Source organism: Nonomuraea sp. MTCD27 (assembly GCF_041950495.1).
Classification (GTDB): domain Bacteria; phylum Actinomycetota; class Actinomycetes; order Streptosporangiales; family Streptosporangiaceae; genus Nonomuraea.
On sequence record NZ_JBGNUW010000003.1, the window covers coordinates 225,298 to 237,654 of the forward strand.

Consider the following 12,357-nt stretch of genomic DNA (forward strand, 5'->3'; position numbering starts at 1 on the left):
CGCTCAGCCCTCCGTTCGCTCGGTCGACGACATCGCCCGGTACTCCGGCGGGAGGTCGTGCCCCACCAGGTCGGCGGCGCTCTGGATCACCTCGACCAGCGCCGTGCCGGTCGCGATCTTGCGATGCGCCTTCATGTCGCCGTCCCGGTAGGCGTTCTTGAGCCGCAACCGCAGCGGGTCCATGGCCAGCTCCCGGGCGACGTGGTCCATGTGCGACTCCAGCGCGAAGTCGCCGATCGTGACGCCGAACCCGCGCATGGCGCTGGAGGGGGTCCGGTTCGTGTAGACGCAGTAGGCGTCGACGTGGACGTTCGGGATCGTGTACGGGCCGGGCATGTGCGCCGCCGCCTTGGTGGTGCCGTACGGGCTGTGCCGGGAGTACGCGCCCGCGTCCACGTAGAGCGTGATCTTGCGGGCGACGATCCGGCCGTCGTCCATGACGCCGTCCTTGATGGAGATGCGCTCGGCCGCGCGCGTGGACGACACCTGCATCTCCTCGGCGCGGCTGTAGACGTATTTGGCGGGCCGGCCGGTGAGCATGGCGGCGATGCAGGCGAGGGGCTCGACGATGACGTCCACCTTGCCGCCGAAGCCGCCCCCGACGGTGCCCCCGACGACGCGCAGGCCGGTGGGCGGGACGCCGAGGATGAGCGCGGTGTTGTCGAGGGTGAAGTAGGCGGCCTGGGTGTTGGTGTGGATCCGCAGCCGGCCGTCGCCCTGGGGGACGACGATGCAGCCGGTCGGCTCGATCGGCGCGTGTTCGATCGGCGAGGAGCTGTAACTGCCCTCGATGATGCGGTCCGCCTCCGCGAAGCCCCGCTCGACGTCGCCGAAGCGGACCCGGCGGCAATGGTGGCCCTCGTACACGAAGTGGTTGGTGCCCGCCTGCTTGATGATCGGCGCGCCGTCGGCCAGCGCCTCCTCGACGTCGAGAACGGCGGGCAGGTCGGTGTAATCGACCACGACCCGGGCGGCGCCCTCGCGGGCGGCGTCCTCGGTCTCGGCGACCACGGCGACGATCGGCTCGCCGCGATAGAGGACCCGGTCCTCGGCCAGCACCGGCTCGTCGTCGGGGCCCACACCGATCAGGCGCAGCACGACGTACCAGTTGCTCGGCACGTCCTCGTGGGTGATCACGCGGAGCACGCCGGGCACGTCGAGGGCGCCGGAGACGTCGACCCGGTTGATGAGGGCGTGGTGCCGCGTGGACCGGTGGATCTTGACGTGCGTCATTTCCGGCGGAGCCATGTCCTCGAAGAAGACCGTGCGGCCAGTGACGTGACCGCGGGCGTCGGAGCGCTGGACCGCCGAACCGATGACGGAGAAGTCGCCCGCCCGCTCGCCCTTGAAGTACGCGCTGTCGATCGGCGTGATGCGCGCCATCAGACGTCGGCCTTCGCGGGAGCCGGCGCGGGCGCGGGTTCCGGCGCGGCGCCGCGCCGGCGCTCCGCGGCGGTGAGGACGGCGGCGATGATCGGCTCGTATCCGGTGCAGCGGCAGACGTTGCCGCAGATCGCCTCGGTGACATCCTGGCGGCTCGGATCCGGGTTCCGGTCGAGTAATGCCGTGGCGGACATGATCATCCCGGGGGTGCAGAACCCGCACTGCGTCGCGAAGAGGTCGACGAACGCCTGCTGCACGTCACTGAGCCGCTCGCCGTCGGCCAGGCCCTCGATCGTCTCCACGGTGGAGCCGTCGACCGTCACGACGGGAATCAGGCACGAGACCACGGGCCGGCCGTCCAGCAGCACCGTGCAGCTGCCGCAGCCCCCTTGCGCGCAGCCGCGCTTGGCCCCCATCAGCCCGAACGTCTCGCGCAGGGCGTTCAGCAACGTCGTCGACGGCCGGGCGATCAGCTCCCGCTCGGTGCCGTTCAGCTTGAGGGTGACGATGGTCGAGGGCATACGATCCCCTTTCAGGCCCCGAGCAGGGCACGACGCAGGTGGACGGGGTAGACCCGAGCGCGGTACCAGGCGGAGGCGTAGGCGTCGTCGAACGGCTCGATGGCGTCCGCTCGGGCCGCCTGGGCGACGACCTCGGCGGTCAGCGGCGCGCCCAGCAGCACGCGCTCGGCGCCGACCGCCCGCACCAGGCGGCGCGCGAGACCGCCGAGCACGAGACGGACGTCGCCGACCAGGCCGTCCTCGATCGTGATCCGGGCCGCCACCGTGACGATGGATCCCGAGTTGAGCCGCCGCCGGCTCGCCTTGTGGAACCGGAACGTGTCCTTCGCCGGAGCGGTGAACCGGACACAGGTCACCAGCTCGCCGGCGGGCAGGCCGTCCGTGACGATCCGCTCCAGCGGTTCGCGGCGCGCGCCGTCGGCGCCGAGCACGTCCAGCTCCGCGTCCAGGGCGAGCAGCGCCGCCGCCAGGTCGCCGTACGGCTGCGGCACGAAGAGGTTGCCGGCCACGGTGGCGAGGCTGCGGACCGGCGGGGAGGCGATCGAGCGCACGCAGCGGGACAGGTAGCTCAACCGGGCGTCGTCCTCGATGTCCGCGAGCGTGGTGGCCGCCCCGAGGGCCACGGTGGCGCCGTCGACGTCGATGCCGCGCAGTCCGGCCCTGCGCAGGCTGACCAGCCGCACGTCGCCGCCGGCTGCGTCGTTCAGCCGGGCCATCAGATGGGTGCCGCCGCCCAGGGGGATGGCCCCTGTCTGAAGGTCCGTACGAGCCGCCTCAGGACTGTCCGGCATCTGAACCGATATCAGCATCTAGGCTCCAATTATCGATATCGATAATTGGAGAGTAGATGGCATGATCTAAGAGTCAAGGGGCATTTTGGCCCTCGAAGCCGCAGGAGGCCTGTTGCCGGAACCCACGGGGAGCCCGTCCACCGTCCCGTCCACCGTCCCGCGCTCCGCACGACCGACCCTGAGCCGGCAGATCCGCGACGGTCTGCTGCGACGGATCGTCGCCGGCGAGCTCGGTGAGGGCGACCGGCTGATCGAGACGAAGATCGCCGCCGAGTTCGGCACCAGCCAGGCCCCGGTCCGGGAGGCGCTGCGGCAGCTCGAGGGCCTCGGCCTCATCGAGGGCCAGCCCCGTCACGGCAGCCGGGTGCTTCCCTTCGCCGAGCAGACGATCCGCGAGGCGTACATCCTGCGGGCGGCGCTCGAGGAGACCGCGACGCGGCTCGCGATGCTGGCCGGGACCCTGCCCTTCGACCGCCTGGGGGAGGCGGTCGAGGAGATGTACCGCCGCGCCCGGGACAACGACGTGCCCGGCATCGGCCTGGCCAGCGCCCGGTTCCACCGGCACGTCGTACAGGCCGGCGGCAACGCGCTGCTGACCCGCGCCTGGGAGGCGCTGCAGATCGAGGCGCGCACGGCCATCGCCCTGATGGTCACCAGGCCGGAGCTCGAGCGGGTCGCCGACGAGCACCGCGAGCTGCTGGACGTGATGCGCGCCGGGGACGTCGAGACGGCCTGCCGGCACGCCCGCGACCACCAGTGGGCCTACGCCGACACACCGCACGACCCGTACGGGACGCCGAGGACGCCTCCACCGGCTTGACCTCCCTGCTACGGCCGGGTGCCATCGCCAAGTTCCTCCCCGCCGCCCCCTGAACGCCCTCGGCGGCCCGGAGCTGGACGGGCTGCGAGAGCCGAGCGCGGAGCTGCCGCACCGGGTGGGCAACCAGAGATCTTGGTTCCGTATAGGCTGCCCGGAAGCCGACAGCCACCGCATCCACGCCAGCCGGGACCATCGCCATGAACGCCGACAAGCACGGCCTCGCGCAGACTCCGGAACGCGCAGCCGCGCTCATGCGCGCCTCCCTGGCGGGGTTGTCGGTCGGAGACGCGTTCGGCGACCAGTTCTTCCTGCATGCCAATCGCCATCTCACCGCCGCGGACCTTCCCGCACCGCCGTGGGAGTGGAGCGACGACACCGAGATGGCCTGCTCGGTCGTCAGCTGCCTGCATCGTCACGGACGCATCGACCAGGACACTCTCGCGACCTCCTTCGCCACCCGCATGGACACCGGCCGTCGCTACGGCGCCGGAGCCTTCGGACTCCTCGAACGCATCCGCGACGGACACCCGTGGCGGGTCGCCTCGGTCGAGTCCTTCGGCGGCAACGGCTCCTTCGGCAACGGCGCCGCCATGCGCGTCGCCCCCCTGGGCGCCTACTACAGCGGCGACCCGGCCCGCGCCGCCGCCGAGGCCACCCGCCAAGCCGAGATCACCCATACCCACACCGAAGGGATGGCCGGCGCGATCGCCGTAGCAGTCGCAGCCTCCCTCGCCGCCACCGGCACCGCGGAGAACATGATCGAGGCAGCGCTCGACCACGTTCCCGGAACCTACGTCCGACGAGGACTCCTACGCGCTCGCCGCCTCAGGAAGGCGACACCGGAGCAAGCAGCGCAGGTCCTGGGCAACGGATCGCGAGTCACCGCCCAGGACACCGTGCCGTTCGCGCTCTGGGCAGCCACCCGCCACCTGGACGACTATCCGGCCGGAGTCCGGGCCTGCGTCACGGTCGGCGGCGACATGGACACCACCGCCGCGATCGTCGGCGGCGTCATCGCCGCCAGCACCGGGATCGGCGGCATCCCGCCAGAGTGGCTCGACTCCCGCGAACCGCTTCCGGGATGGCTGGAGGACGGCCCGGCAGCCTGACGTCGGCGGGTTGTCGAGCGTCGTGGCGGCAAGGCTCCGTGAGCGGCTGCCACCCCCTGCGGATCACCTGAGCGCGGGCCATCAACCGATCGGTGGATGCCGGAGATCGCGCCGGCGGGGGAATCTCGGAACATGACAGACATCATCGAGATCAACGACCTGAGCAAGACCTATGGTGGACCGCGTTTCAGCGGTCCACCGCAGGTAGCGGACGAAGTCCGCACCTCCGGAGCCGGCAAGGCGGTGGACGGCGTCTCCCTGAGGGTGGCGCGTGGCGAGATCTTCGGGATCGCCGGTCCGAACGGGGCGGGCAAGACCACGCTCGTGGAGTGCATGTCAGGGCTGCGGCGGCCGGACGGCGGCACGCTGCGGGTGCTGGGGCTGGACCCGCAGAACGACCGGCGGGAGCTCCTCCAGCGCATCGGCGCGCAGCTGCAGGAGGCGGCCCTGCCCGACGCGATCAAGGTGGGAGAGGCGTTACGGATGTACGCCTCCTTCTACGACAAGCCGGCCGACTGGCGGGCGCTCATGAGCGAATGGGGGCTGGCGGACCGGAAGGGGGAGCGGTTCGCGAACCTGTCCGGCGGGTGGAAGCAGCGGTTGTTCATCGCGCTGGCCCTGGTCGGCAACCCGGAGGTGGTGTTCCTCGACGAGCTGACCACCGGGCTGGACCCGGCCGCCCGCCGTACCACGTGGGGGCAGATCCGCGAAATGCGCGATCGCGGGGTCACCGTCGTGCTGGTCACCCACTTCATGGACGAGGCCGAGGCGCTGTGCGACCGTCTCGCGGTCATCTGCCGCGGCCGCGTCGTCGCCGAGGGCAGCCCGCGCGAGCTGATCGCGCAGGCGGGTTCCGACTCGCTGGAGAACGCGTACTTCGCTCTGACCGAAGGAGAACTGGCATGAAGGGCAGCACGCAGGTCATCGGGGTCGAACTCAAGCTGATCATGCGCGACCCCATGTCGGCCTTCTTCGCGCTCGCATTCCCGGTGATCATGCTCTGGGTCAAGCTGCGCAGTGGCAACAAGCCCCTGCCGGGCGGGGTGCTCGCCATCGACGCCACGGTGCCGATGCTGACCGCCTTCGTCATCGGCCTGGCCGCGCTGGTCGTCCTGCCGGCCACGCTGGCCCACTACCGGGATCGCCGAGTGCTCAAGCGGCTGCGCGTCACGCCCGCCTCGCCGGTGATGCTGTTCGGAGCGCAGTGGGCGGCGCACATGCTGCTGGCCGTGCTCGGATCGGTGCTGGTGATCCTCATCGGCCTGGTCGCGTACGGGCTGACGGGACCGGCCAGCGTTCCCGTCGTCCTGCTGGCGTGGCTGCTCGGCGCGCTCAGCCTCGGCTCCATCGGGCTCCTGCTCGGCGCGATCGCCCCGAGCGGCCGCGCGGCGACCGTGATCGGGCTGGGCGTGTTCTTCCCGATGGTGTTCATGTCCGGCGCCGTGATCCCCCGCGAGAGCATGTCGGGCTCGATGCGCGCGATCGGCGACCTGACCCCGATGGCGCCGGTGGTCCAGGCGATCCGCGAGGGCTGGTCCGCCGGCACGACGTCCCCGCTTACGCTGGGCATCATGGTCGCGATTTCGGTCATCGCCGGGGGCATCGCGCTGAGGGCGTTCCGGTGGTAGCCGTCTCGCGCTGGGACCGGGCCCAGGCCGCGCTGCCGTACGCGCTGGTCCTGCTCCCCGCGCTCTTCTCCCTGGTGCGGGAGTGGCGGGTGGAGGTGCTGGCCCTGGCGTTGTTCGCGGCGGCCTGGCACTGGCTGGTGGTGGCCTCGGGCCGGATCGCGCGGCCCGTGGTGCTCGTCGTCTACTTCGCCGTGCTGCTCGCCGTCGTCGGGGTGCTGGTCAGGTTCGACTCGGTCTTCACAGTCACGGGGATCGGGGCGTTCATCCAGTGCTTCGTGCTGCTGCCCGGGTGGTGGGCGTACGGGGGCGTGGCCGTGACGGTCGGCGTGCTGATCTCGTCCCGGCCCCGGCCGCCGGTCGAGATGATCTCCTCCTTCCTCGTCGGGGTGCTGGTCGCCTCCACGGTGGGGCTGATCGTCAAGACCATCTCCGACCAGAACGACGAGCGCAAGAAGATGATCGTGGAGCTGAGGGAGACCGGCGCCAAGCTGGCCGCGCTCGCCGAGGAGAACGCGAACCTGCAGGCCCAGCTGCTGACCCAGGCCCGGGAGGCCGGGGTCCTGGAGGAACGACAGCGGATGGCCAGAGAGATCCACGACACGATCGCGCAGGGCCTGACCGGCATCGTCACCCAGCTCGAAGCCGTCGACACGGAGACCGGCTCACCAGCCGTACGCTCCCGCCTGGACCAGGTACGCACCCTGGCCAGGGACAGCCTGACGGAGGCCCGCCGCTCGGTGCAGGCGTTGCGCCCCTCGCCGCTGCAGCACGAAGCCCAACTGGCCACCGCACTGGAGGAGGTCGCGGCGAAATGGTCGCTGAGCACCGGCGTGCCCGCCTCCGTGTCGGTCACCGGCGATCCGCGGCCGCTGCACGTGGAGGTGGAGACCGCCCTGTTACGGGTGGCGCAGGAGGCGCTGGCCAACGTCGCCAAGCACGCCTCCGCCGGGCGTGTCGGGCTGACGCTCTCGTACATGGAGGATGTGGTGGCGCTGGACGTACGCGACGACGGCCGCGGCTTCACCCCCGGGCCGGGTGAGGGAGGCTTCGGCCTCATCGCGATGCGCCAGCGGATCATCCGCCTGGCCGGCGACTTCGCCGTCGAGTCCGCCCCCGGCCAGGGCACGGGAATCTCGGCCACCGTCCCCGCCATCCCCACCGACCCCAGCCCCGACCGCAGCCCCGACCGCATCTCCGACCGCAGCCCCGATCCCAGCCCCGATCGCAGCCCCGCCCCTGACTCTGGACCGTGAGCCGATGCCGCCGATTCGTTTGATCATCGTGGACGATCACCCGGTCGTCCGGGACGGCCTGCGCGGGATCTTCGCCGCCGACGACGCCTTCGAAGTCGTCGGCGAGGCGGCCGACGGCCCGGAGGCGCTCGTCGTGGCCCTCCGCACGGGCCCGGACGTCGTCCTCCTGGACCTCCGGATGCCGAAGATGAGCGGTGCCGAGGTCATCCGCAGGCTGCGTGCGCAGACCCCCGGCATCCATGTGCTGGTCCTGACCACGTTCGGCGACGACGCCGACGTCCTGCCCGCGATCGAGCAAGGAGCCACCGGCTACCTGCTCAAGGACACCCCGGGCGCTGACCTGCGCCGCGCGGTGCGGGCGGCGGCCCGCGGCGAGACGGTCCTGTCCCCTGCGGTGGCCGGCGTGCTACGGCAGGGAGCACGGGCGCCGGAGGCCGGGCCCACGCTGACGTTGAGCCCGCGCGAGCTCGAAGTGCTCAGGCTCATCGCGCGCGGCGCCACCAACCGGGAGGTCGCCGGGAAACTGTTCATCACCGAGGCGACGGTGAAGACGCACCTCCTGCACGTCTTCGCCAAGCTCGAGGTGAACGACCGGGCCGCGGCGGTGTCGGCGGCGTACGAGGCCGGCCTGCTCAAACCGGCCACCGAGAGCTCTTGATGCGGCTGCGCGCCGGTCTGCTCCACGGCCGGGCGGTGGCCGTGTCCGCCGCCCGTGACCACAGGGGCCGCGGAACGACGGGACGGCCGTTCGCCGCGCTATCCGGCGGGGCGCAGGTAGACGGGGAACTGCTGGTGACCGTTGCTGATGAGGGTGGGCACCGGCCGCAACGAGTCTGCCGGCGCCGCCAGCGCCATCTCGGGGAAGCGCCCGAAGAGCTGACGCAGGGCCTCGGCGACTTCGAGCCGGGCGAGCGGGGCTCCGAGGCAGTAGTGCACGCCGTAGCCGAACGCCAGATGATCCTTGACCTTGCGGGTGACGTCGAAGGTGTCCGCGTCGGGCCCGTGCCAGTCCGGGTGATGGTTCGCGGCCCCGTACGCGGCGAGGATGGGATCTCCCGACGGGATGACCTGCCCGTCCGGGAGCTTGATGTCGGTCACGGCGAAGCGCAGCGGCAGGTATTTGATGGCGGGCTCGTGGCGAAGGGTCTCCTCCACCACGTCCTCCCAGGTCGCCTGGCCGGTCCGGACGAGGTCGAGCTGGCCGGGGGACGTCAGCATCGCGAAGACGGCCTGGTCGATGACGTTGACGGTCGTCTCGTACCCGGCGTTGATCATCAGGATCATCGTGTCGCGCAGTTCGTCGTCGGTGAAGCCGCCGCCGTCCGACTCCTCGTCGCGGGCCGCGATGAGCAGGGAGGTCATGTCGTCGCCGGGGTCGGCGCGCTTGGTGGCGATCAACTGGTCGGTGCGCTCGAAGAGCCGCGCGGCGTTGGCCTGGGCCTCCTCGGGCGTGAGCGTGCTGTCGAAGACGCGGTCGACGATCTGCCGGAAATCGTGGCGCTGGTCCTCCGGCACGCCCATCAGGTGGCCGATCACGGCGATGGGCAGCGGGTAGGCCAGCCGCTCGCGCAGGTCCACCGCCTGACCTGCGGGCACCGCGGCAAGGTCGTCGATCAAGCCGGTGACCAGGGATTCGACGATCGGCTTCAGCTTGGCGATGCGGCGCGCGCCGAAGACGGGGGCCACCATCCGCCGTAATCTGCGGTGGTCGGCGCCGTACGCGGTGAGCATGCTCCGCACCTCGATCCACAGGGCGAGCGGCCAGGTGCCGGTCGTCCGCTGGAAGTCCGGATAGTGAGCGCGGCCGTCCTTGGACACATCGGGGCTGGTGAGCATGGTCTTGAGGAGTGCCGGGTCGGAGACCGCCCAGGCGCGCAGCCCGAGGACGTCCACGGGGGTGGCCGAGCCACGGGCCCGCAGGGCCCGGTACTCGGCGTGCCGGTCGGCACCGGTCGGATCGATCACGAACGGCAGGGGCTGGGACATGTGTCTTCTCCTTCAGGTCGCAGCAGCGAAGCGGAGGGAACCGAGGGCTCACGGGCACCTGGAACGGTCCGGCCCGACACGGCGGCCGGAGGCGAAATGGCGGGTCTGTCTTGGGCGACCGAACTCATCGGTGGCCCCATCGGCTGCCCGGTCGCCGGTGTCGGCCGTACCGGAGCAGGCGTGATCGCGTGTCAGGCTGCGATCACGTTGACGCGCTGCGCGCTTTCTCCCGCCCGGGTGGCGTCTTCAGCGTGCCGGAATGGTTGAGCCGCGATTCCAACGGTGCTCCTCGCCGTGTTACGGATACACCCACTTGACCGGACAGCCCGGCCGATGCGTGACAGAAAGCCCGATGTGACGTACGTCTCACCTGAGCCGCCCATTGAACGGGACGGCCCAAGTGACCGCTTTCAGTGATGGCCTGGAGGGCCCGAGCCGGGTGGCCGTTGGCCTTCGTCAGGGGCGGCGGCCGGTGAAGCAGAGGAACGCCGTCTGGGGGTCGGCGCCTGCCGGAGGCGTGATCTCCGGCTGGAAGGCGTTGGTCGCCTGGAGGCCGGCGTAGTGGTGGCGCAGGGCGTCGTGGGTGCGTACGACGGCCTCCGGGTCCAGGGCCTCGTCGCCGCCGACGGCGCGGGCCAGGTCCCAGGTGTGGACGAGCAGTTCCAGCGCCCCCACCACGTCGACCGCCCGCTCCACGGGCACGGGGCCGAGCGGGCTGAACGGGAGCGGGGTGGCGGCCAGGCCGGGGTCGGTGAGGAGGGCCCGCAGCCCGGCTCTGGCCTCGGCGTACGCGGCCGCGAGGTCGGCGCCGGGCTCGACCTTCGGGGCGTCGCCCATGCCGGACACGCCCACCCCGTGCGAGGGCTGCGGCGGGGTCCGGCGAACGACCGCGATGATGCCGCGGTGCCCGTTGACGACATGGGCGACGACGTCCCGGGCCGTCCATCCCGCGCAGGGGCTGACGCGATCCCAGCGGTCGGCGGGGGTGGCCTCGATCCGGGCCTGGAAGGCGCCCGCGAGCAGGTCGAACCGGTCGGCGATCTCAGACATGGGTGGTCCAATCTTGGCTGTCGCCAGGGTGATGGCGGGCGGCGTGGTGCCGCGTCCGGGGGGACCACTATATGTAGGAAAATTCCTACATGTCATGTCGATCTAGAGGTGGTCGGCCGTCACCCCACGTGACAGCGTGAGATGTGCCGCGAGTGCCTGCCGCAGGGCGAGCAGACCGGCGGAGGCGGGGGAGGCGCCCCATGACAGGGGGGCGCGGGCGTGCCGCGCCAGCATCCGGGCCCACGACCGATGCGGGAACAGCTCCACATCTGGTTCGCACGGGGTGAAGGCCACCGGCCGACCGCCGTCGGCACGTCCCACGGCGGGTGGGGTGAAGGCGACGGGCCGCTGCCCGCCGGCGCTCTCGCCTGCCGGATGACGAGCCGCTGACGCCACGGATGCCCGTCGTGCCGGTCGGCGGCGCGGATCGGGGCTCCTCCCGCTCCCGGCCCGGTCGTTCGCGCCCAGGCCGGCGAGCTGGAGGCTGACGTAGGTGCCGGACCCGGCCCGGCGCTCGACGAAGCCCTCGGCCGCGAGCCGGTCGAACGCTTCCACCACGGTCGAGCGGGAGACGCCGAGAGAGCCGGCCAGCGTACGGGTGGACGGCAGGCGGCTGCCCGGCTCGAACTGCCCGTTCATGATGGCCGCCCGGAACCCTTGGTGCAGCCGCCAGCGCAGGGGCCTGCCGCTCTCCTGGGCGAGCGGAATGATCGCGGGCGGGAGGTTCACAGAGGGGCGCGGCACGATACTGGACTGCTCCACTTCGCATAGGCGGACCTGTCGGGACAACCACTTTGAGCGTACGGTCTCGCCCATGAGGTTCGCTCTGGAGGATCAGATCGCCGCACAACCGGACATGGTCGCGAACGCGCTCACCGCCGACCCGCCCCGCCTGGACGGAGGCAGGCCGATCATCTTCACGGGCATCGGCACCTCGCTGCACGCGGCGCGCATCGCCGCCGCGTGGGCGTGGCACGTCTCCGGCGGCCGTAGCCGAGCGGTGGCGGTCGATGCGCACGACCTGGCCCTGCGCTTCCCGATCACCGCCGAGGACCAGGTCGTGGTGATCAGCCACCGCGGCTACAAGCGGTATCCGCGCGCCGTGCTCGGCAAGGCGCGCGCGGCGGGCGCCACCACGATCGCGGTCGTGGGGACGGACGCGCCCGATCAGCAGGCCGACGTCGTCGCGCGTACGTGCCCCGACGAGACGGCCGGCACCTTCACCGTTTCCTACCTGTCGTCGCTGGCCGTCCTGGGCGGGATGGTCGCCGGTCTGGAGGGGCCGTACCGGGAGCGGTTCGCGGCCGCGCTGCGGACCGTGCCGCAGGCGCTGAAGGCGACTCTGGCGGAGCCCGCCCCGGTTCGGGCCGCCGAGGGCTGCGCCGCCGGCGAGCCGCTGCTGCTCGTCGGCTTCGATCTCGACGCGATCACCGCGGCCGAGGCCGCGCTCAAGATCAAGGAGGGGGCTCGCCTGTGGGCGGAGGCGATGTCCACGGAATTCTCCTTGCACGGCACCCCCGCCGCCTTCCGCGCTGGAATGAACGTCATCAGCATCACCCCGGGCACTGACGACCAAGGACGGACGAACACGCTGCGGGCGCTGCTGGCCGAGCTGGGGGCGACCGTGTGGACCAGCGGCGAGGACGACGAAGAGCTGAGGTTCGCACCGGTTGACCCGTTGATGCGGCCTTTCACGTCGATCGTGCCGTTGCAGCGGCTCACCGCGGAGCTCGCCCGGCTACGTGGCACCGATCCCGACACGCTCCACGGCGGGGTGGAGCCGTGGCTGTCGGCCATGACCGGACTGGAGTTGTGA

Annotated in this window: 13 protein-coding genes; 7 read left to right on the top strand and 6 right to left on the bottom strand. The window is 71.5% G+C overall.

The window, feature by feature from the left end; all coding sequences use genetic code 11:
* Positions 1 to 3 precede the first annotated feature (3 nt).
* The 3 genes from ACBJ59_RS09130 to ACBJ59_RS09140 are packed head-to-tail and all read right to left on the bottom strand — an operon-like array spanning position 4 to position 2,713.
* Entirely contained in the window at positions 4 to 1,383 is a 1,380-nt protein-coding gene (locus ACBJ59_RS09130; protein WP_375109706.1) for a xanthine dehydrogenase family protein molybdopterin-binding subunit, read from the bottom strand.
* Positions 1,383 to 1,904 (bottom strand): (2Fe-2S)-binding protein, encoded by a 522-nt coding sequence (locus ACBJ59_RS09135; RefSeq protein WP_375109707.1) that lies wholly within the window; start codon positions 1,902 to 1,904, stop codon positions 1,383 to 1,385. The genes ACBJ59_RS09130 and ACBJ59_RS09135 overlap by 1 nt, the downstream gene beginning before the upstream one ends.
* 11 nt (positions 1,905 to 1,915) lie before the next feature.
* A complete protein-coding gene (locus ACBJ59_RS09140; RefSeq protein ID WP_375109708.1) occupies positions 1,916 to 2,713 on the bottom strand; it encodes an FAD binding domain-containing protein in 798 nt (265 codons plus the stop codon).
* Between the two features lie 94 nt (positions 2,714 to 2,807).
* Between ACBJ59_RS09140 and ACBJ59_RS09145 the strand changes: the two genes are divergently transcribed.
* From ACBJ59_RS09145 to ACBJ59_RS09170, 6 genes are all read left to right on the top strand, one after another.
* Positions 2,808 to 3,515: a GntR family transcriptional regulator gene (locus ACBJ59_RS09145; RefSeq protein WP_375109709.1), complete on the top strand. Its 708-nt coding sequence runs from the start codon at positions 2,808 to 2,810 to the stop codon at positions 3,513 to 3,515.
* A gap of 197 nt (positions 3,516 to 3,712) precedes the next feature.
* Positions 3,713 to 4,624, top strand: a complete 912-nt coding sequence (locus ACBJ59_RS09150) for an ADP-ribosylglycohydrolase family protein (protein ID WP_375109710.1) — start codon at positions 3,713 to 3,715, stop codon at positions 4,622 to 4,624.
* A gap of 132 nt (positions 4,625 to 4,756) precedes the next feature.
* A complete protein-coding gene (locus ACBJ59_RS09155) occupies positions 4,757 to 5,530 on the top strand; it encodes an ABC transporter ATP-binding protein (RefSeq protein ID WP_375109711.1) in 774 nt (257 codons plus the stop codon).
* Positions 5,527 to 6,252: an ABC transporter permease gene (locus tag ACBJ59_RS09160; protein ID WP_375109712.1), complete on the top strand. Its 726-nt coding sequence runs from the start codon at positions 5,527 to 5,529 to the stop codon at positions 6,250 to 6,252. The genes ACBJ59_RS09155 and ACBJ59_RS09160 overlap by 4 nt, the downstream gene beginning before the upstream one ends.
* Positions 6,246 to 7,505, top strand: coding sequence for a sensor histidine kinase (locus tag ACBJ59_RS09165; protein ID WP_375109713.1), 1,260 nt, complete (start codon positions 6,246 to 6,248; stop codon positions 7,503 to 7,505). The genes ACBJ59_RS09160 and ACBJ59_RS09165 overlap by 7 nt, the downstream gene beginning before the upstream one ends.
* 4 nt (positions 7,506 to 7,509) lie before the next feature.
* The gene (locus tag ACBJ59_RS09170; RefSeq protein ID WP_375109714.1) at positions 7,510 to 8,163 is read left to right on the top strand and encodes a response regulator; all 654 of its coding nucleotides are present in this window, start codon (positions 7,510 to 7,512) and stop codon (positions 8,161 to 8,163) included.
* Positions 8,164 to 8,261: 98 nt separating this feature from the next.
* Here ACBJ59_RS09170 and ACBJ59_RS09175 read toward each other — a convergent pair whose 3' ends face one another.
* From ACBJ59_RS09175 to ACBJ59_RS09185, 3 genes are all read right to left on the bottom strand, one after another.
* Complete coding sequence (locus ACBJ59_RS09175; RefSeq protein WP_375109715.1) at positions 8,262 to 9,491, bottom strand: cytochrome P450; 1,230 nt, start codon at positions 9,489 to 9,491, stop codon at positions 8,262 to 8,264.
* 456 nt (positions 9,492 to 9,947) lie between these two features.
* Positions 9,948 to 10,541 (bottom strand): TIGR03086 family metal-binding protein, encoded by a 594-nt coding sequence (locus ACBJ59_RS09180; protein WP_375109716.1) that lies wholly within the window; start codon positions 10,539 to 10,541, stop codon positions 9,948 to 9,950.
* Positions 10,542 to 10,643: 102 nt separating this feature from the next.
* Positions 10,644 to 11,270: a GntR family transcriptional regulator gene (locus ACBJ59_RS09185; RefSeq protein ID WP_375109717.1), complete on the bottom strand. Its 627-nt coding sequence runs from the start codon at positions 11,268 to 11,270 to the stop codon at positions 10,644 to 10,646.
* An 85-nt stretch (positions 11,271 to 11,355) separates the two neighbouring features.
* Between ACBJ59_RS09185 and ACBJ59_RS09190 the strand changes: the two genes are divergently transcribed.
* On the top strand, positions 11,356 to 12,357 hold the full coding sequence (locus ACBJ59_RS09190) for an SIS domain-containing protein (protein WP_375109718.1): 1,002 nt from the start codon (positions 11,356 to 11,358) through the stop codon (positions 12,355 to 12,357).

Coding starts and splice junctions, on each gene's coding strand:
- ACBJ59_RS09175 (WP_375109715.1), bottom strand. CDS start 9,491: ATGTCCCAGCCCCTGCCGTTCGTGATCGATCCGACCGGTGCCGACCGG.
- ACBJ59_RS09190 (WP_375109718.1), top strand. CDS start 11,356: ATGAGGTTCGCTCTGGAGGATCAGATCGCCGCACAACCGGACATGGTC.
- ACBJ59_RS09180 (WP_375109716.1), bottom strand. CDS start 10,541: ATGTCTGAGATCGCCGACCGGTTCGACCTGCTCGCGGGCGCCTTCCAG.
- ACBJ59_RS09135 (WP_375109707.1), bottom strand. CDS start 1,904: ATGCCCTCGACCATCGTCACCCTCAAGCTGAACGGCACCGAGCGGGAG.
- ACBJ59_RS09160 (WP_375109712.1), top strand. CDS start 5,527: ATGAAGGGCAGCACGCAGGTCATCGGGGTCGAACTCAAGCTGATCATG.
- ACBJ59_RS09150 (WP_375109710.1), top strand. CDS start 3,713: ATGAACGCCGACAAGCACGGCCTCGCGCAGACTCCGGAACGCGCAGCC.
- ACBJ59_RS09130 (WP_375109706.1), bottom strand. CDS start 1,383: ATGGCGCGCATCACGCCGATCGACAGCGCGTACTTCAAGGGCGAGCGG.
- ACBJ59_RS09140 (WP_375109708.1), bottom strand. CDS start 2,713: ATGCTGATATCGGTTCAGATGCCGGACAGTCCTGAGGCGGCTCGTACG.
- ACBJ59_RS09170 (WP_375109714.1), top strand. CDS start 7,510: ATGCCGCCGATTCGTTTGATCATCGTGGACGATCACCCGGTCGTCCGG.
- ACBJ59_RS09155 (WP_375109711.1), top strand. CDS start 4,757: ATGACAGACATCATCGAGATCAACGACCTGAGCAAGACCTATGGTGGA.